This is a genomic window from Novosphingobium sp. BL-S-24, assembly GCF_055521575.1.
This window is the reverse complement of record NZ_CM145488.1, coordinates 1,457,065-1,471,895: the sequence shown is the minus strand read 5'-3', so window position 1 is coordinate 1,471,895 and position 14,831 is coordinate 1,457,065. Positions and strand designations below refer to the sequence as shown.

The window sequence follows — 14,831 nt, the reverse complement described above, 5'->3', positions numbered from 1 at the left end:
CGTCGAGGGGGTCGGATTAGGCGGCCAAAAGCCGAAAGCGATATTCGAGCAGGACCGCGCGGCGGTTTTCCCGGCGCTGTTCCGCGCGGGCGCGCAAAAACTGGACAGTGGTGATGCGAAAGCCGGACTGTTCGCGCGGCATGGCCTCCACCCGCGCTTCGATCAGGCTGACCAGACCGGCGGCGGCATCGGGTGCGTCGCCGCGGCAGTGCAGTTCCAGCGCCACGCGCACTTCGCGCCCCGGCGTGGTCTTGCAACTCCAGTCCGTGCTCGCGCTCGATACGATGGCGAGCCAGGGCAGTGTGGTGCGGCTCGGCGCTTCCTCGACCACGGCGTTAAGGCGCAAGGCGAGGGCAGGGTCGGCTGAAAGCCAGGCGACAAGCGCCGCGCGCAACGGGATTTCCATCGGTTATCCTTTCGCGAAAAGCGGCCAGAGCAGGCGGGCCTGTCGCCAGCGCCGCTCGTCGGATCGGGCGGCAAGGACCCGGCTGGTGACGTGGGCGGCGGCGAGAGTGGCGGCGCGGCGGGCCAGCCGGTGGACCAGGCCGTCGAGCGGGGCAGCGACCTTGATCATGCCAGCCGCATCCGCCGCCATGGCCGCCACAGCGCCGCGACCGAGGCAGGCGGCAGCGGTGCGGCGCCCGCGCTTTCGCGCTCACGGTGCTGATGCGCGGCAAGCCGGACGACGCCGCGGCGCAGCGCTTCGGGCAAGGTGTCCCAATCAGGCGCAAGACCGGCGGTGAAGCGAACGGCGATGCGCCGGTACGGCTGGATGCCGGTCAACCGGACGCGGCCCGCGCCGTCCGCCGCAAGGTCCGCTTCCCATTCGGCGGGGGCGAGCGCGATACGCGTGCCGTCCTTCAGAATGCCGTCGATCGCGGTGATCGCCTGGACGGGGCGGGTCGCCAGCGTGTGCCAGAACGCCTTGGAGTCTTGTATCTCCTCGCATTCGGCCTCGATGGGCAGGACGCCGATGAACGCCTCGCAAGTTTCGAGCGCAGTGGCGAGCAGCGCGGCCAGCACCGCATCGTCGCCGCCGATCGTGATGCCGAGCCATTGTTTCAGCTCGGCCAGCGCCGAAGGCGGCAACGCAGCCGGGGTAAGGATGACCCGGTTCATGGGTGTCTCCAATCAGGAATGGGGGGCAAAGTCGGCAAAAGTGCCCGCGCCGCCGGGAGGGGGCAGCGGCGCGGGCCTCGACCCGTCAGGTCGAGATACGCAGCAGCTTGATGGCGTCGGAATCGAGGACCTGCCCGCCGATCCGCTTGGTCGCGTAGAAGTGGACGAACGGCTTGTTGGTGAACGGATCGCGCAGGATCGAGGTGGCCGAGCGTTCGGCGATCAGATAGCCGGCGCGGAAATTGCCGAAGGCGATCGGCAGGGCGCCCGCGCCGATATCGGGCATGTCCTCGGCCTCGACCACGGGATAGCCGAGCAGGCGGTTGGGCTGGCCTTCCATCAGGCCCGGCTGCCACAGGAACGAACCGTCTGCCGCCTTCAGCTTGCGAACTTGCGCCAGCGTCTTCGAGTTCATCACCCAGCTCGCCCCCTGGCGGTGCCCGGCTTTCAACGAGTGCACCAGATCGATCAGCTTCAGTTCGGGCGACGTGTCGAACCCGGTAGCGTTACCGGAGACGAGGTGCTGCAACGTGCCGAACGGGCGGGTGGCGTCATTCGCGGTGGTGGACGGCGTGTTGAGGAAGCCGCGCGGCTGGTTGGTGCCGGTGCCAAGGACGAAGGCGGCCCCTTCAGCGCGGGCGAATTCCATCGCGATCTCGTCCGCCAGCCAGGACTGGATATCGAACGCGGCATCGTCGAGCATCGCCTGGCTCGCTGCCGGATTGGCGTAGAGTTCGCCCGACGGCGGGGCGATCTCGGCAAAGGCGGGCGTCGCGGTTTCGGGGCGGGCGGCGGTTTCGCTGACCCAGCCGGACGCGGTGCCGCCGGTGGTGACGAGCTTGCGATACCCGGCGCTGCCGGTCTGAACGACTTGCGCGATGGAGCGGATCGGGCTGATGTTCTTCAGGCGGGCGGAGATCAGCGCATCAATCTCGCGCGGGACGGCATAGCCGCCATCCGCCGCCACCGCGCCCGATAGCGACTTCAGTTCGGTCTCGCGGCCGGAGCGCAGATAGCCCTGGACGAAGCTTTTGACTTCAAGGCTGGCGGGGGCCGACCCTTCGATCAGCGGGCGGGCGGCGGCGCGGGATACGCGGTCCAGCCGGGCTTTCACATCATCGACATCGCCGCGAAGTGCCTCGACGGCGGCATCGGTGGCGTCCTGGCGGGCGACCAGATCGAAGGAGGCGTCGAGGGCTTCGACGGGTTGAGTGGATTCCATTTTTCGGGGGCCTTTCGGTTGGGCTTGGGAAGGGTGGGTCACGCGGAGGCGCGGAGACGCGTAGGAAGAAAAGGGGAGGGGGGCGCGCAAAGGCGCAAAGGCGCTAAGGTGTAGCGTTTGCGGCCAAGCCGCCTTCCCATTCGAAGGTGCGGCTGACGTGAGGATGCGGAGAGATAGCCTGCGGCGCGGCGCGACATCCTTGGGCCTTCGCGCCTTTGCGCGAACATCCTTCTCCGCGTCTCCGCGCTTCCGCGTGAAACTCAGGCGATCAGATGAACCCGAGCATCAGACTGCATCGGATGCGTGACGAGGCTGACTTCGAACAGATCCACGTCGAGCAATTCGCGGCCCGACAAAAGGCGGCGGCTCGCCCGGGTGCGGTAGCCGAACGACAGGCCGGTTACCGTGCCGCGCTGCAGAGCCAGACCCGCCGCCCCGTCCGGAATGTCTAGCATGGCGACCACGCGCAGGCCGCGGGCATCCTCGGCCACGGTTTCCACCCAGCCCACCCGCACGTCGGCGCGGTGCTGCCAGAACAGGGGCAACGGATCGCTGCGTTCGGCAAGCGTGCGGGCGAACGCGCCCCGGCGGATGGTGTCGCGCCCGGCGTCGGCCCGGCCGAACAAGGCGGCGTAACCGGCGAAGCGCAGGGTTTTCGGCCCTGTCATCGCAGCAGGTCCGTCGCGCCCAGCCGTACCGTAAGGCCGAGCAATATGAGGGCGAACACGCCGCGCATGACCCAGGCCATCACCGTGCGCCGCGCGCTGGACTTGGCATCGCGCCACGCCTGCAGCAGCTCGCGCAGCTCGCCCACGTCTTGCGGCGCAGTCTCGTCGTCCAGGCCGATGCGTTCCAGCATGCGGCGCGCGCCAAGTTCGCTCGCTTCCTCGACAATGGCCCGCAGGGTGACGAGGTCGCCGCCATGCGACGATGCCTGGGCCACCAATCCGGCTAGCATGTCATTGGAGTTCATGATTTGTTCTCCTGTTTTCCCGCCCGCTCGGGGAGGCCGAGGAGGGCGCGTTTCTCGTCGTCGTTCAGGAAATCGGCGGCGCTGACTTGTGCCCACAGCTTCTCGCGATCGTCGGCGAGGGCGGGCACGCGGTCGAGATCGATGGCAAGCGCGGCGTCGGGAAACCACGGCGACAGTCCCTCGGCGATCGCGGCCAGAAGCTTGGAGGCCAGCGGCAGCAGAGTCAGCCGCCAAAGCGCACGGTTGGCTTCGCGATAGTTGTTATAAGTAGCGTCGCCCGGCAGGCCCAGCAGCATCGGTGGCACCCCGAACGCCAGCGCGATGTCGCGCGCGGCGGCGGCTTTCAGGGTCGCGAAATCCATGTCCGCCGGGGTCATCGCCATGGCCTGCCAGCTAAGCCCGCCCTCCAGCAGCATCGGCCGCCCGGCATTCGCCATGCCGGAATAGGCGGCAGTGAGTTCGGCCTTCAACCGGTCGAACTGCTCGGTCGTCAGCCCCGCCCCGTCGTCCCCGGAATAGACCAGCGCGCCGGACGGCCGCGCCGCGTTTTCCAGCAACTGGCGGTTCCAGACGGCGGCGGCGTTGTGCGTCGCGATCGCCTCGTCGGCGGCGGTGAGGCAGCCAGCGCCGTAGTGATCGTCACTGGGGTGAAAGTGTCGGATGTGGATGATGTTGCGAAAGGCATCCTCGTCCAGCAGCGGGATCGACAGTCGCCGCCCCGCCACATCGTAGGCGAAGGCGGTGGGCCAGCCGTCGTCACCGGCCACCACGCTCACCCTCTCGGGCCGCAGCGCAAACATCTCAACCGGGCGGCCGCGCGCATCCTTGATCACCTGCACATAGGCATTGCCGTGCAGCAGCAGGTGCGCCGCCAGCGTTTCCAGCAGCGACTGGCCCGCCGTCGTATCGGTGACGAGGGCACAAAGCGCGGGGTCGGTGGGCTTCAGCGGTGCGCCGCCGATCCCTTCGGCCACCAGCCTTACGGCACGCTGGGCGACGGGATTTTCCAGGTAGGCCCGCCGCACCGCGCCATTGTATTCGAAGCAGGCGCGGGCGGGATTGCTGTCGGCGAAGAACCACGGCGATGCCGCGCCGCGTGCCAGCGGAATGCGCGGGCTACCACCCTTGAACGCGGCGACGAGGGTGTCGATGAAGGACATGGGGTTCCTTTCGGGATAGGGAAATGCGGTATGGGATCAGGCCATCCGCACGCGCGGGACGGGGGACTTGTTCAGCATCAGGTCGCTCAAGGCCCAGACCAGAGCGTCGGCACGGTCGGGTGAGCGGCCGGGGCCTTGGTACGACCCCCCTGCGATCAGGCCGCAAAGCTCGTCCTCCAGTCGGGGAAAGGTCCCGGCGTGGCGGACGCGGCCCGCTTCGTAGAGCGCGGCGACCGGCTCGGCCCGCGCCACTTTCCCGCGCGAGGCATGGACCAGCCGCAGCGGCAGCGACAGTTCGGCGGCGCGCAGCACCGAGGCGACCATCTCGCCTCCCTGGTTGGCTTCGGCGATCACGCGATCGGCGTTCCAGGTCTCTGCCGCCCGGGCCACTGCCCGCGCCCAGCGTTCCGGCCCGGCCTTTTCGATCGAGGCATCGGCCATCACCTGGGCGCTGCCGTCCGGGGCCAGTCCAGCGACGATGATCCCGCAGGCATCGCCTCCCGCCGAAGCCGGAGGATCAACGCCGACGACCACGCGGGTCATCTCTATCGTCCCGTCCGCACGGCAGGCTTCCAGCAGCGCGCGTGTCCACAGCGCGCCTTCGATCTCGGCGATCAGCTCTCCGTCGATCTCCTGCCGCCCCAGCAGCGATCCACCAAAACTGCGGCGCATGGTGTCGAGGAACTGCTCGGGCAGGTTCGCGGCATTGTCGAAGGTGTTGCCCCGGGTGATGACCACTTCGTTCTCACCCTCGGGGCCTTGCGAAACCAGCCGCATCACCAGCGGCACGCTGCGCGGGGTGGTGGTGGCGACGATGCGCGGGTGCTTGCCCAGGCGCAGGCCCATCATCAGATTGTCCCAGCTGGAGGTGGCGCGCATCGCGGCGTTGTCCCACTTGGCGATCTCGTCACACCAGGCGTGGCTGTGCTGCGGGCCGCGCAGCGATTCCGGCTCGGCGGCGGAGTAGAGCACCGCCTGCGCGCCGTTCCGCCAGGTCACTCGCCGCAGGGACGGCTCGAAGCTCGGGCGGCGATCAGGGTTGCCGACGGAGAGCAGGCCGCTCTCGCCCTCCACCATGATCGAGCGTGCCTCCACCAGATTGGCGGCGACCAGCGCGATGCGCGCGTCCGGATGGGCGCGAGCGATGGCATGGACCCATTCGGCGCCGCACCGCGTCTTGCCAAAGCCGCGCCCCGCCATCACCAGCCACACTCGCCAGTCGCCTTCAGGGGCGATTTGGGAAGGGCGGGCCAGAAAGCGCCAGTCCCACGGAAATTCGCGGCGCTCGTCTTCGTTCAGCGTGGTCATGAACATGTCCACGTCGCGATCGCCTACGCAGGCCATCCATCGGAGGGGATCGTCTTCAGCCATGCTCGATCGCCTTTGCCGCTTCGGCGTCCTGACGGGCTGCGACGTGCAGGCGCAGCTGCTCCAGCTTGCGCTGGATCGCGGCGCGCACCAGTTCCAGATCGTCATCCTCGCGCCGGGCGCGCTCGCGGGCCACGGTTTCGCGATGCAGGCCCAGCAGGCGCAGCGCGGTGGCGTTGTCGAACTTGACGGCGGCCTCTTTCGGTTCGCCGAAGCGCAAGCGCTGGAGAACCTCCATCTCAAGGTTTTCGTATCCTTCGAGAAGCGCCGTGCGCCACTGGCGGGCAAAGTCCGGTTCGGCGCGGCGCACCTTGTAAGGGCGGCTGGGATGGACCCCGGCCGCGGCGCAGGCGGCGGTGACGTTGGATGTCTCTGCCAGCGCCGCCAGAAATGCGGCGCGCCAGTGACGGTTGGACTTGGCCTCCGTCGCCGCGAGCTTGGCGCTGATCTTGATCCGGCGTTTGCTGGGCGCAGGGCCTAGCAGAGCCTTCTTGGGCCTGGCCATGAGTGCGATCCTGTGAGTGATGGGAAGGGGCGGTGATCGCCTTGTTCTTGATTTGTACCAAAACGACTTTGAGAAGTCAAGAGAAATAACCCATACGGTTAAAATGCAATGGTGCTTCATGCTTGTCGGGATTGGACCACGCCACTAAGCAGGCGGCGATCGGGCCTGGAGGCCTTGGGGGTAATTGATGCTTCGTCGCCTTTACGACTGGACCATGGCCAAGGCCGCTCACCGCCATGCAGAGCGCTGGCTGGCCGCTTTTGCTTTCATGGAAGCCAGTTTCTTCCCCGTCCCGCCGCACCCGATGCTGGGGCTGATGTGCCTTGCCGAACCGAAGCGGGCGATCCGATTCGCTGTGATCGCAACGCTGGCATCGGTGGTCGGCGGTCTGCTCGGCTATGCGATCGGCCACTTCGCCTATGCCGCGTTCGGCGAGGCGATGCTGCGGGCGCTGGGCCTGGCCGACAGTTTCCCCAAGGCGGCCTGCTACTTGCGGGACTATGGCGCGGAAATCATCATCGTGAAGGGGGCGACGCCGATCCCCTTTAAGCTGCTGACCATCACCGCCGGGTTCATCGGCATGAACCTAGGCGTGTTCATCGCCGCCTCCGTGGTGTCCCGCTCGATCAGCTTCATGATCGTGGGCGTTCTGTTCCGCATGTTCGGCGCGCCGATCAAGGCAGTGATCGACAAGCACTTGGGCAAAGTGACCGCCGCCTTCGTGGTGCTGGTGCTGGCCGGGTTCCTGGCGGTGACGCTGCTGGGCGGCGGCAGCAAACAGACGAGCGAAAAATGCGCCTCCGCCGTGGCGGCAAACGCGGTCTGAAATTTACTCCACATCGTTGAAATTAGGTCCAAAGCGGCATCAATCCGTGCCGAAATTAACCCTGATCGCCGCAGACGCATCCGATGCGGCGATGCAAATCATTGACCCCGATTTCGGTTTTCCGTTAACATCAAGCCAGCAACGGAAGGGGCGACTTTGAATATCGAGCAGGAAATGATCGCCTATTTGCTTATTGGCGTTTCGTTCATTGGGGTTTCGACGTGGTCGGCAATTGCGTGGCGTCGGCATAAGCGACGGCAGCTGCGCCGACGCGGTATCAAGACGTACGGCCACTGATCGCGCCGTCATCGGCGTGACATAAAGGGCTGGCCGAATTGGGCTTGCTCGCCGCCGTTCCGTTCGATCGCGGCCAGCAAACGGTTCGTGCAAAAGTGCGCAACCCTTCGGCATGACATTCATTCCTCGTAAGATGCATCCGGGCCGGTCAGGTCCTCATCTTGTTCCGAGGGGAAAGTCTCGTCATGTCCAACATCGTGATCGTCGTCGGCAGCATTCGCGCCGAATCCTTCAATCGCACATTCGCCCAGGCGCTGACCAAGTTGCCCGCCGCGCAGGGCCATCAGTTCACGTTCGCCGATATCGGTTCGTTGCCGCTCTATAACCAGGATCATGACGATAGCCCGGCTGAAAGCGTCACGGCGCTGAAGGGACAGATTGCCGCTTCGGACGGCGTCATTTTCGTTACCCCGGAATACAATCGCTCCATGCCCGGCGTCCTCAAGAACGCCATCGACCATGCCTCGCGGCCCTATGGCCAAAGCGCGTGGGCGGGGAAGCCAGCCGGTGTGATCGGCGTATCCATCGGTGCGGCGGGTACGGCGCTGGCGCAGCAGCACTTGCGCAATGTGCTTGCCTATCTCGACATGCCGACGCTCGGCGCGCCCGAGGCGTTCATCCAGTGGAAGGATGGCCTGATCACGCAGGATGGAACGATCGGCGAAGCGTCCGCTGATTTCGTCAATGGCTGGCTCAAGGCCTACCTGAATTACGTAGCGGTCCACTCTACCGGCGAGTGATAGAAAGAAACAACGCCGCGCCGAAAGCGCGGCGTTGTTTTTTGTCAGCGCGGTATGGCGATCAGCCGAGAATACCTACGGCGTTGCCGGCACGCGTAAACATACCGATGATCTGCTGGACCTGCTCGGCGGAATGTTCGGCGCACAGCGAACAGCGCAGCAGCGTCATGTTCGCCGGCGTTGCGGGTGGGCGGGCAAGGTTCACGTACAGCCCTTCGTGCAGCAACGCTTCCCACATCCCCGCGCCCCGTTCCAGATCCGGCATGATGACCGATATGATCGCGCTTTGCGGGGTTTCGGTGCCAAGCTGGAAACCGGCATCGCGCAGCCCCTTGTGCAGCGTGCGGGAATTTTCCCAAAGGTGCGCGCGCTTGTCGCCCGCCGTCATCAGCTTGCGGATCGACGTGGCGGCCGTGGCGACCACGCTCGGCGGCAGGCTGGCGGTGAACACGTAGGGACGGCAGACCAGGCGCATGATCTCGAACTTGGGATGGTTGGAAACGCAAAAGCCGCCCACGGTGCCGACCGATTTGGAGAACGTGCCGATCACGAAGTCGACATCGTCCAGACAGCCCTGGTCCTCCGCTACGCCGCGCCCATTGGGTCCGATGAAGCCCATCGAATGCGCTTCGTCCACCAGGACCATCGCGCCGTATTTCTTGGCGACGGCGATCATTTCCTTGAGCGGGGCGATATCGCCCATCATGGAGTAGACGCCTTCCAAGATCACCAGCTTGCCCGCACCTTCGGGAATACGGCGGAGGCGCTTTTCCATCGCTTCGATGTCATTGTGCTTGAACGGCACGACCTCGGCGTCGCCCATCTTGCAGCCGTCCCAGATGGACGCATGGCTGTCGATGTCGAGGACGATGTAGTCGCCTTTGCCGGCGATGGTGGAGATGATCCCCAGGTTCGCCTGATAGCCGGTGGAGAACACCATGGCATGATCCATGGCATAAAATTCACACAGCGCCTGTTCGACTTCGCGGTGGCCAGCGTAGGTTCCGTTGAGCACCCGGCTGCCGGTGGTGCCCGAACCGAAGTTTTCCAGCGCTTTCTTGCCGGCTTCGATCACGTCCGGGTCGAACGTCATGCCCATGTAGTTATAGGTGCCCAGAAGGATCGTCTCCCGCCCGTTGCACATCGCCACGGTCGGAGAGATGACCTTTTCCATCACCATGCTGAACGGGTCGGTCACACCGGTGGAAAGCAGGTCGGTGCGCATCTGGATCAGCGGGTCGAACTTGCTGAACAGATCGCTGTTTCCCCCCTCCATGGTCTGCGGCTGGTCGGGCTGGCTTACGGCTTCGGTCATCGGTTCAGCCCTGCAGCTTGACCACGGCGTCGACAAGCTGGCCGTAATTCTCGATCTCGGCCTGGGCGTTCATCGAAATGATGATGTCGAATTCGTCCTCGATGGCGGCGACGAAATCCATCACCGTCAGGCTGTCAAACTCCAGATCGTCGGTAAACCGGGTCTCATCGGTGATGGCGACGCCCTTCTTGTTGAAAGGTTCGATCAGGGCAGCGATGCGGGCCGAGGTCTGTTCGCGGTCCATGGATTGTCTCCGAATAAGTCGGTCGGCGCTGTGGCCGGGAATTGCGGCGCAAAAGCGGCGCAGGGGTATCATGTCAAGCAGTCTGTAGCCGATTTGCGACGCGAAGACACGGGGGAGGGGCGTTGGCGCCTGTTTACACCAGCGCCCGCACGGCCTGCATGAACGGGCCGATGGAAACCGGCTTGGCCAGATACCCTTCCGCCCCGCCTTCGCGAATACGTTCCTCGTCGCCTTTTCCGGCATAGGCGGTGACGGCAAGGATCGGGATCGTGCGCAGCACCGGGTCCTTTTTGGCCGCTTCTATCAAGTCCAGCCCGGAGACGTTGGGAAGCTGAATGTCCATGATCACCAGGTTGGGCACGAACTGGCGCGCCCGTTCCAGCGCGTCCAGCCCGTCGGCACACGGTTCCACGACGTACCCCTGGCTCCGGAGCACATCGCAAAAGAGCTTTCGGTTAAGATCGTTGTCCTCGACAACGAGGATTCGCTTTGCCATTCGACGCCCTGATCACCATCTGGTGGGAAGAAACCCGAATGGGTTCTTGTGTCCCGTCTATTCCACGAGAGTGAGGCTGACAATTCTTCGAGAGACGCCATCCCCATCCGCTTCCGATCCGCAGGCACTGGCCCTCAATGCCCTTGGCTGGGTTCTGGGCGAAGATTCGCGCGCAGACCGGTTCCTGTCGTTGACGGGACTGACCCCTGAAGAACTTCGCGCTTCCCTTGGCGAGCCTGCAACTCTGACCGCCGTGCTCGATTTCCTGTGTTCGCACGAGCCGGACCTGATCGGTGCGGCCGAGGCGCTCGGCGTCGCTCCGCAAGTGCTCGCCGGTGCGCGGGAAAGGCTGAATGCATGAACAAACCGCTGTTGATTACCGACTGTGATGAAGTGCTATTGCACATGATCAAGCACTTCCGGGACTGGCTGGCCGAGGACGAGGGCGTTCAGTTCGATCTGGCGGGCGGTGAGTTTTTCCGTTCGATGCGCCGCGTCGGCAGCGAGACACCGCTGGAACAGGAGGAAATGTGGGCGCTGCTCAACCGGTTCTTCGATACCCAGATGGACCGTCAGACCCCCATCGATGGCGCGGTGGAGTCCATCGCGGCCATTCGCGAGCATGCCGATGTCGTGGTCCTGACCAACTTGATGGACTTTCGCCGCGAGGCGCGCGAGGCGCAACTGGCAGCGCACGGGATGAACTTGCGGGTGTTCACCAATCAGGGTCCGAAGGGCCCGGCGCTGCAGGCGATTCTTGACGAATACCAACCGTCGCGCGCCGTTTTCATTGATGACCTGTCCCAGCATCACGGCTCCGTTTTCGAGGTTGCGCCAACCGTGCGCCGCCTGCATCTGTGCGGCGAGCCGCAAATAGCGGCCAACATCAAGTGTGCTCTTCAACTCGGCCATGCGCACGCACGCATCGACGATTGGGCGGGCGCGCTTCCATGGCTGCTGGACAGCCTGACCCGCGAGGAGGAAAAAGTTCATGAGTGATATCGACGCCCGCCTGGCCGAACTTGGCCTGACCCTGCCCCAAGCCGCCGCGCCGGTCGCGGCCTACGTACCGGTAGTGGTCGCCGGGGGGCTTGCCCATGTATCGGGGCAGCTTCCGTTTGTAGAGGGCAAGCTGGTGACTGGCCGGCTGGGCGAAGACGTCTCGATCGAGGCGGGCACCGAAGCGGCTCAAGCTTGCGCAGTCATGGTTCTGGCGCAGTTGAAGGCGGCGCTCGGTTCGCTCGACCGCATCGAGCGAATCGTGAAGCTGGGCGTGTTCATCAATTCCGCCGGCGATTTTACCGATCAGCCGAAAGTCGCCAATGGCGCGTCGGAATTGATGGTCGCGGTATTTGGCGACGCCGGAAAGCATGCCCGCAGCGCGGTTGGCGTTCCCGTCCTGCCACTGGGCGCCGCTGTCGAAGTGGATGCCATCGTTGCCGTTCGGCCTGCTTGATAACTGGATTTCGCCCGCTCCCGATCCACGCAAGGTCGCGTGGATCGGCGAGTGGGATTTTGCCCATCGCGGGCTGCACGGGGGCGGTGTCCCCGAAAATTCGCGCGCCGCTTTCGGCAAGGCGGTGACCCAAGGATACGGCATCGAGCTGGATGTTCAGCGCGCTGGCGATGGTCATCCTGTAGTGTTTCACGATGATGCTTTGGACAGGCTCACCACCGAATTTGGTCCGGTGGTTCGGCATAGCGCCGCTCAACTCGGCGCGATCACGCTGACCGGAAGCAGTGAGACGATACCCTCGCTCCGGCAGGTGCTGGATCAGGTGGCAGGCCGGGTGCCGGTGCTGATCGAGGTGAAGTCCGATCGCAAGACGCAGATCGCGGCGCGCTGCCTGGCGGTCCGCCGGGTGCTCGAAGGCTACACCGGGCCGCACGCGGTGATGAGTTTCGACCCGCGTGTGTCGCGGTGGTACTGGCGTCATTCGCCCCACACCGTTCGAGGGGTGGTGATGACCGAACGCGAGCATGGTGCACTGTCGGGCATGATCCGCCGCCATCTTTCCTTGTGGCATGGGCGGCCCGATTTCCTGGCCTATGACGTGCGCGACTTACCTAGTCGGTTCGCCGCCGCGCAGCGCAGACGTGGACTGCCGGTGGCGACCTGGACGGTCCGCGACCCTGAGGACGAAGAACGCGCCGACGCGTATGCAGACGCGCCGATTTTCGAGGTCAGAGGCGGGAGCAGCGCGCAATCGTGAGCGATGGCACTTTCACCGCACGCATCCTTGGCGGGGTGGACGAAGCACCCGAAGATCAATGGGATGCGCTGACGGGCGGCGCAAATCCCTTCGTCTCCCACGCCTTTCTCGCGGCGATGGAGCGGTCGAATAGCGTCGGCGGCAGAAGCGGCTGGACCCCGGTACCGATCGTCATCGACGGGCCGGACGGCAAACTTGCTGCGGCGCTGCCCGCGTACCTCAAGCAGCATTCACAGGGCGAATATGTGTTCGATCATGCCTGGGCCGATGCCTGGCACCGGGCGGGCGGGTCTTATTATCCCAAGCTCCAGATCGCCGCTCCGTTTACGCCGGCGACTGGCCCACGCCTGTTGACACCCCACCCCGAACTGGCGCTGCCGCTGATCCGCGCCGCGGAGACCCTGTGCCGGGACAATGACCTGTCATCTGCTCACGCCACCTTCATCGAACCGGCACAAGTGCCAGCGTTCGAGGCGGCTGGCTGGTTGATGCGAGAGGATATCCAGTTCCACTGGGAAAATCGCGGATATGCCAGCTTTGATGATTTCCTCGGCGCGTTATCGTCGCGCAAACGCAAGGACTTGCGCAAGGAACGCGCCAAGGCACAGGAAGGCGTCGAAATCCGCAGCTTGAGCGGGTCGGACATCACAGAGGCGCACTGGGATGCGTTCTGGGAATTCTATCAGGATACCGGCGCTCGCAAGTGGGGTCGTCCCTACCTGACCCGCGCAGCGTTCAGCTTGCTGGGCCAGACGATGGCCGACCGTATCCTTCTCGTCCTCGCGTTCGAAGACGGCGAACCGATCGCAGGGGCGCTTAATTTCATAGGCGGCGAAGCGCTCTACGGCCGGTACTGGGGCGCGAGGGTGGACAAGCCGTTCCTGCACTTCGAGCTATGCTATTATCAGGCGATCGATGCGGCGATCCGCTTCGGCCTGCAGCGCGTAGAGGCGGGGGCGCAAGGCGGACACAAGCTGGCACGGGGCTATGAACCGGTGCGCACCGTGTCTGCCCACTACATCGTGAATGATTCCTTCCGGGATGCCATCGCCGACTATTTGCGCCAGGAACGGGCCGGCACTGCGCAAGACCAGATCTGGCTCGGCGGACGCTCGCCCTTCCGCAAGGGCGAGGGCTGAACGGTCAGGCGGCGCGGCGGCTCGATGCGGCCAGCCATTGGCGCGCGCGGCGCTGGGCTTCGGCGATTTCGCGGGCAGTCATGTCGTCGGCCACTTCGGCGCGGCAGGTAGGCGCATCTTCGTGCCCGGCAACGGCGGCCAGATTGAACCACTTGTGCGCTTCGATCAGATCGCACGATACGCCGTTGCTGCCGGTGGAGTAGGCGACGCCAAGGTCGAAATAGGCGGTGAAATCACCCTGCGCCGCTGCTGCAAGCGCCTGTGCAACCAGCATGTCGCCGCTGGCGAATTCGTTCGCGTTGGCAGGCGTGACGTCGATTTGCTTGATCCAGGAAGTGTCCATCGTGAACCTCTGATTCGTTTCAATCGATGCACCATGCTGCAATCGATGACATCGTTTTCGGCGATTCGAGGAAAGATATAGTTAACGCCGAAAGCTGGTCGCATCTTTCAAGCGAATTTTCTCCCTGTCCCGGCTCGGAACCAGTGCCAAGATTTTTGGGGACGGCCCTGCTTAACCGCTTGTGTGCGGAATCCGCCGGACCTATAGGCGCCTCCGAACCTTGGATCGTTGTTCGGTCATCGGGAAAACCCGGGGCTGCAGGGCGTTGGCGGTCCTTGGGCACCTGCGGAGTTTCTCTGGATGGCAACGACCCTTTCTGACGAAATCGATGTTCTGGCGAAAGCCAAGCGTGCGATTGGCGGCGCGTATAGTTCTGAACCCAACGAAGAATACATGAACGAGTCGCAGCAGGATTATTTCCGCAAGCTGCTGCTCGCCTGGAAGCGATCAATTCTCGATGCGGCTGCGGGAACGCTCCAGCAGCTTCAGGATGGCCCGATCCGCGAACCCGATCTCAACGATCGCGCGTCGAGCGAGACGGACTGGGGTATCGAACTGCGCACGCGTGACCGTCAGCGCAAGCTGATCGCCAAGATCGATTCGGCACTGCGCCGCATCGAAGAAGGTGAATACGGCTATTGCGAAGTCACCGGTGAGCCGATCGGTCTTGGCCGACTGGAAGCACGCCCGATCGCCACGATGACGGTGGAAGCGCAGGAAGCCCATGAAAGGCGTGAGAAAGTGTCTCGCGACGATTGATGGATTTCGGCCCGGTAGATCGCGGTCTGACCGGGCCATTAAGTCTTTGTTTGCCATTGCGCGGTAGGAATGGGGGCTAAGACACGCTACTCTTTCGTCCCATCGCATGATG

22 protein-coding genes are annotated in these 14,831 nt (G+C 64.5%); 8 read left to right on the top strand and 14 right to left on the bottom strand.

The genetic code is table 11. From position 1 onward, the window contains the following. Positions 1–16: 16 nt before the first annotated feature. The 9 genes from ACZ1JM_RS12320 to ACZ1JM_RS12280 all read right to left on the bottom strand — a co-directional run bounded on the left by ACZ1JM_RS12320 (position 17) and on the right by ACZ1JM_RS12280 (position 6,347). The gene (locus tag ACZ1JM_RS12320) at positions 17–406 is read right to left on the bottom strand and encodes a DUF3168 domain-containing protein (RefSeq protein ID WP_465132689.1); all 390 of its coding nucleotides are present in this window, start codon (positions 404–406) and stop codon (positions 17–19) included. A gap of 3 nt (positions 407–409) precedes the next feature. After that, a complete protein-coding gene (locus ACZ1JM_RS12315; RefSeq protein ID WP_465132688.1) occupies positions 410–574 on the bottom strand; it encodes a hypothetical protein in 165 nt (54 codons plus the stop codon). Continuing rightward, the gene (locus tag ACZ1JM_RS12310) at positions 571–1,119 is read right to left on the bottom strand and encodes a head-tail connector protein (RefSeq protein WP_465132687.1); all 549 of its coding nucleotides are present in this window, start codon (positions 1,117–1,119) and stop codon (positions 571–573) included. Before ACZ1JM_RS12310 ends, ACZ1JM_RS12315 begins: the two co-directional genes overlap by 4 nt. An 85-nt stretch (positions 1,120–1,204) precedes the next feature. Continuing rightward, positions 1,205–2,341, bottom strand: a complete 1,137-nt coding sequence (locus tag ACZ1JM_RS12305) for a phage major capsid protein (RefSeq protein WP_465132686.1) — start codon at positions 2,339–2,341, stop codon at positions 1,205–1,207. 260 nt (positions 2,342–2,601) lie between these two features. Then, positions 2,602–3,009: an HK97 family phage prohead protease gene (locus ACZ1JM_RS12300; protein ID WP_465132685.1), complete on the bottom strand. Its 408-nt coding sequence runs from the start codon at positions 3,007–3,009 to the stop codon at positions 2,602–2,604. After that, a complete protein-coding gene (locus ACZ1JM_RS12295; protein ID WP_465132684.1) occupies positions 3,006–3,314 on the bottom strand; it encodes a DUF6127 family protein in 309 nt (102 codons plus the stop codon). The genes ACZ1JM_RS12300 and ACZ1JM_RS12295 overlap by 4 nt, the downstream gene beginning before the upstream one ends. Next, positions 3,311–4,474: a phage portal protein gene (locus ACZ1JM_RS12290; RefSeq protein WP_465132683.1), complete on the bottom strand. Its 1,164-nt coding sequence runs from the start codon at positions 4,472–4,474 to the stop codon at positions 3,311–3,313. The genes ACZ1JM_RS12295 and ACZ1JM_RS12290 overlap by 4 nt, the downstream gene beginning before the upstream one ends. A 36-nt stretch (positions 4,475–4,510) precedes the next feature. Next, positions 4,511–5,845, bottom strand: a complete 1,335-nt coding sequence (locus ACZ1JM_RS12285) for a DNA-packaging protein (RefSeq protein WP_465132682.1) — start codon at positions 5,843–5,845, stop codon at positions 4,511–4,513. Next, positions 5,838–6,347 (bottom strand): hypothetical protein, encoded by a 510-nt coding sequence (locus ACZ1JM_RS12280; protein ID WP_465132681.1) that lies wholly within the window; start codon positions 6,345–6,347, stop codon positions 5,838–5,840. The genes ACZ1JM_RS12285 and ACZ1JM_RS12280 overlap by 8 nt, the downstream gene beginning before the upstream one ends. 187 nt (positions 6,348–6,534) lie before the next feature. Between ACZ1JM_RS12280 and ACZ1JM_RS12275 the strand changes: the two genes are divergently transcribed. Continuing rightward, positions 6,535–7,173, top strand: a complete 639-nt coding sequence (locus ACZ1JM_RS12275) for a YqaA family protein (protein ID WP_465132680.1) — start codon at positions 6,535–6,537, stop codon at positions 7,171–7,173. A gap of 39 nt (positions 7,174–7,212) precedes the next feature. On the opposite strand, the gene ACZ1JM_RS12270 is transcribed toward ACZ1JM_RS12275, so the two are convergent. Further along, positions 7,213–7,584 carry a hypothetical protein gene (locus ACZ1JM_RS12270; protein WP_465132679.1) on the bottom strand — a complete coding sequence of 124 codons (372 nt, stop codon included), beginning with the start codon at positions 7,582–7,584 and terminating at the stop codon, positions 7,213–7,215. Positions 7,585–7,655: 71 nt separating this feature from the next. Here ACZ1JM_RS12270 and ACZ1JM_RS12265 point away from each other — a divergent pair, with 71 nt between their 5' ends. After that, positions 7,656–8,210 (top strand): NADPH-dependent FMN reductase, encoded by a 555-nt coding sequence (locus ACZ1JM_RS12265; RefSeq protein ID WP_465132678.1) that lies wholly within the window; start codon positions 7,656–7,658, stop codon positions 8,208–8,210. Between the two features lie 61 nt (positions 8,211–8,271). On the opposite strand, the gene spt is transcribed toward ACZ1JM_RS12265, so the two are convergent. From spt to ACZ1JM_RS12250, 3 genes are all read right to left on the bottom strand, one after another. Further along, the gene (spt, locus tag ACZ1JM_RS12260) at positions 8,272–9,525 is read right to left on the bottom strand and encodes a serine palmitoyltransferase (RefSeq protein ID WP_465132677.1); all 1,254 of its coding nucleotides are present in this window, start codon (positions 9,523–9,525) and stop codon (positions 8,272–8,274) included. A 4-nt stretch (positions 9,526–9,529) separates the two neighbouring features. Then, positions 9,530–9,769, bottom strand: a complete 240-nt coding sequence (locus tag ACZ1JM_RS12255) for an acyl carrier protein (protein ID WP_465132676.1) — start codon at positions 9,767–9,769, stop codon at positions 9,530–9,532. A gap of 133 nt (positions 9,770–9,902) precedes the next feature. Next, entirely contained in the window at positions 9,903–10,265 is a 363-nt protein-coding gene (locus ACZ1JM_RS12250) for a response regulator (protein WP_465132675.1), read from the bottom strand. Between the two features lie 70 nt (positions 10,266–10,335). On the opposite strand from ACZ1JM_RS12250, the gene ACZ1JM_RS12245 reads away from it, so the two are divergent. The 5 genes from ACZ1JM_RS12245 to ACZ1JM_RS12225 are packed head-to-tail and all read left to right on the top strand — an operon-like array spanning position 10,336 to position 13,617. Further along, on the top strand, positions 10,336–10,626 hold the full coding sequence (locus ACZ1JM_RS12245; RefSeq protein ID WP_465132674.1) for a DUF3572 domain-containing protein: 291 nt from the start codon (positions 10,336–10,338) through the stop codon (positions 10,624–10,626). Next, the gene (locus tag ACZ1JM_RS12240; RefSeq protein ID WP_465132673.1) at positions 10,623–11,264 is read left to right on the top strand and encodes an HAD family hydrolase; all 642 of its coding nucleotides are present in this window, start codon (positions 10,623–10,625) and stop codon (positions 11,262–11,264) included. Before ACZ1JM_RS12245 ends, ACZ1JM_RS12240 begins: the two co-directional genes overlap by 4 nt. Next, the gene (locus ACZ1JM_RS12235; RefSeq protein ID WP_465132672.1) at positions 11,257–11,721 is read left to right on the top strand and encodes a RidA family protein; all 465 of its coding nucleotides are present in this window, start codon (positions 11,257–11,259) and stop codon (positions 11,719–11,721) included. The genes ACZ1JM_RS12240 and ACZ1JM_RS12235 overlap by 8 nt, the downstream gene beginning before the upstream one ends. Continuing rightward, positions 11,693–12,478, top strand: coding sequence for a glycerophosphodiester phosphodiesterase family protein (locus ACZ1JM_RS12230; RefSeq protein ID WP_465132671.1), 786 nt, complete (start codon positions 11,693–11,695; stop codon positions 12,476–12,478). Before ACZ1JM_RS12235 ends, ACZ1JM_RS12230 begins: the two co-directional genes overlap by 29 nt. Continuing rightward, positions 12,475–13,617 (top strand): GNAT family N-acetyltransferase, encoded by a 1,143-nt coding sequence (locus ACZ1JM_RS12225; protein WP_465132670.1) that lies wholly within the window; start codon positions 12,475–12,477, stop codon positions 13,615–13,617. Before ACZ1JM_RS12230 ends, ACZ1JM_RS12225 begins: the two co-directional genes overlap by 4 nt. A gap of 4 nt (positions 13,618–13,621) precedes the next feature. On the opposite strand, the gene ACZ1JM_RS12220 is transcribed toward ACZ1JM_RS12225, so the two are convergent. Beyond that, positions 13,622–13,960 carry an SEL1-like repeat protein gene (locus tag ACZ1JM_RS12220; RefSeq protein ID WP_465132669.1) on the bottom strand — a complete coding sequence of 113 codons (339 nt, stop codon included), beginning with the start codon at positions 13,958–13,960 and terminating at the stop codon, positions 13,622–13,624. 300 nt (positions 13,961–14,260) lie between these two features. On the opposite strand from ACZ1JM_RS12220, the gene dksA reads away from it, so the two are divergent. After that, the gene (gene dksA, locus ACZ1JM_RS12215; RefSeq protein ID WP_465132668.1) at positions 14,261–14,719 is read left to right on the top strand and encodes an RNA polymerase-binding protein DksA; all 459 of its coding nucleotides are present in this window, start codon (positions 14,261–14,263) and stop codon (positions 14,717–14,719) included. Positions 14,720–14,831 lie beyond the last annotated feature (112 nt).

Excerpts from the sequence above, each read along its gene's own strand:
- ACZ1JM_RS12320 (WP_465132689.1), bottom strand. The coding sequence starts at position 406 with ATGGAAATCCCGTTGCGCGCGGCGCTTGTCGCCTGGCTTTCAGCCGAC.
- ACZ1JM_RS12315 (WP_465132688.1), bottom strand. The coding sequence starts at position 574 with ATGATCAAGGTCGCTGCCCCGCTCGACGGCCTGGTCCACCGGCTGGCC.
- ACZ1JM_RS12310 (WP_465132687.1), bottom strand. The coding sequence starts at position 1,119 with ATGAACCGGGTCATCCTTACCCCGGCTGCGTTGCCGCCTTCGGCGCTG.
- ACZ1JM_RS12305 (WP_465132686.1), bottom strand. The coding sequence starts at position 2,341 with ATGGAATCCACTCAACCCGTCGAAGCCCTCGACGCCTCCTTCGATCTG.
- ACZ1JM_RS12300 (WP_465132685.1), bottom strand. The coding sequence starts at position 3,009 with ATGACAGGGCCGAAAACCCTGCGCTTCGCCGGTTACGCCGCCTTGTTC.
- ACZ1JM_RS12295 (WP_465132684.1), bottom strand. The coding sequence starts at position 3,314 with ATGAACTCCAATGACATGCTAGCCGGATTGGTGGCCCAGGCATCGTCG.
- ACZ1JM_RS12290 (WP_465132683.1), bottom strand. The coding sequence starts at position 4,474 with ATGTCCTTCATCGACACCCTCGTCGCCGCGTTCAAGGGTGGTAGCCCG.
- ACZ1JM_RS12285 (WP_465132682.1), bottom strand. The coding sequence starts at position 5,845 with ATGGCTGAAGACGATCCCCTCCGATGGATGGCCTGCGTAGGCGATCGC.
- ACZ1JM_RS12280 (WP_465132681.1), bottom strand. The coding sequence starts at position 6,347 with ATGGCCAGGCCCAAGAAGGCTCTGCTAGGCCCTGCGCCCAGCAAACGC.
- ACZ1JM_RS12275 (WP_465132680.1), top strand. The coding sequence starts at position 6,535 with ATGCTTCGTCGCCTTTACGACTGGACCATGGCCAAGGCCGCTCACCGC.
- ACZ1JM_RS12270 (WP_465132679.1), bottom strand. The coding sequence starts at position 7,584 with ATGCCGAAGGGTTGCGCACTTTTGCACGAACCGTTTGCTGGCCGCGAT.
- ACZ1JM_RS12265 (WP_465132678.1), top strand. The coding sequence starts at position 7,656 with ATGTCCAACATCGTGATCGTCGTCGGCAGCATTCGCGCCGAATCCTTC.
- spt (WP_465132677.1), bottom strand. The coding sequence starts at position 9,525 with ATGACCGAAGCCGTAAGCCAGCCCGACCAGCCGCAGACCATGGAGGGG.
- ACZ1JM_RS12255 (WP_465132676.1), bottom strand. The coding sequence starts at position 9,769 with ATGGACCGCGAACAGACCTCGGCCCGCATCGCTGCCCTGATCGAACCT.
- ACZ1JM_RS12250 (WP_465132675.1), bottom strand. The coding sequence starts at position 10,265 with ATGGCAAAGCGAATCCTCGTTGTCGAGGACAACGATCTTAACCGAAAG.
- ACZ1JM_RS12240 (WP_465132673.1), top strand. The coding sequence starts at position 10,623 with ATGAACAAACCGCTGTTGATTACCGACTGTGATGAAGTGCTATTGCAC.
- ACZ1JM_RS12235 (WP_465132672.1), top strand. The coding sequence starts at position 11,257 with ATGAGTGATATCGACGCCCGCCTGGCCGAACTTGGCCTGACCCTGCCC.
- ACZ1JM_RS12230 (WP_465132671.1), top strand. The coding sequence starts at position 11,693 with ATGCCATCGTTGCCGTTCGGCCTGCTTGATAACTGGATTTCGCCCGCT.
- ACZ1JM_RS12220 (WP_465132669.1), bottom strand. The coding sequence starts at position 13,960 with ATGGACACTTCCTGGATCAAGCAAATCGACGTCACGCCTGCCAACGCG.
- dksA (WP_465132668.1), top strand. The coding sequence starts at position 14,261 with ATGGCAACGACCCTTTCTGACGAAATCGATGTTCTGGCGAAAGCCAAG.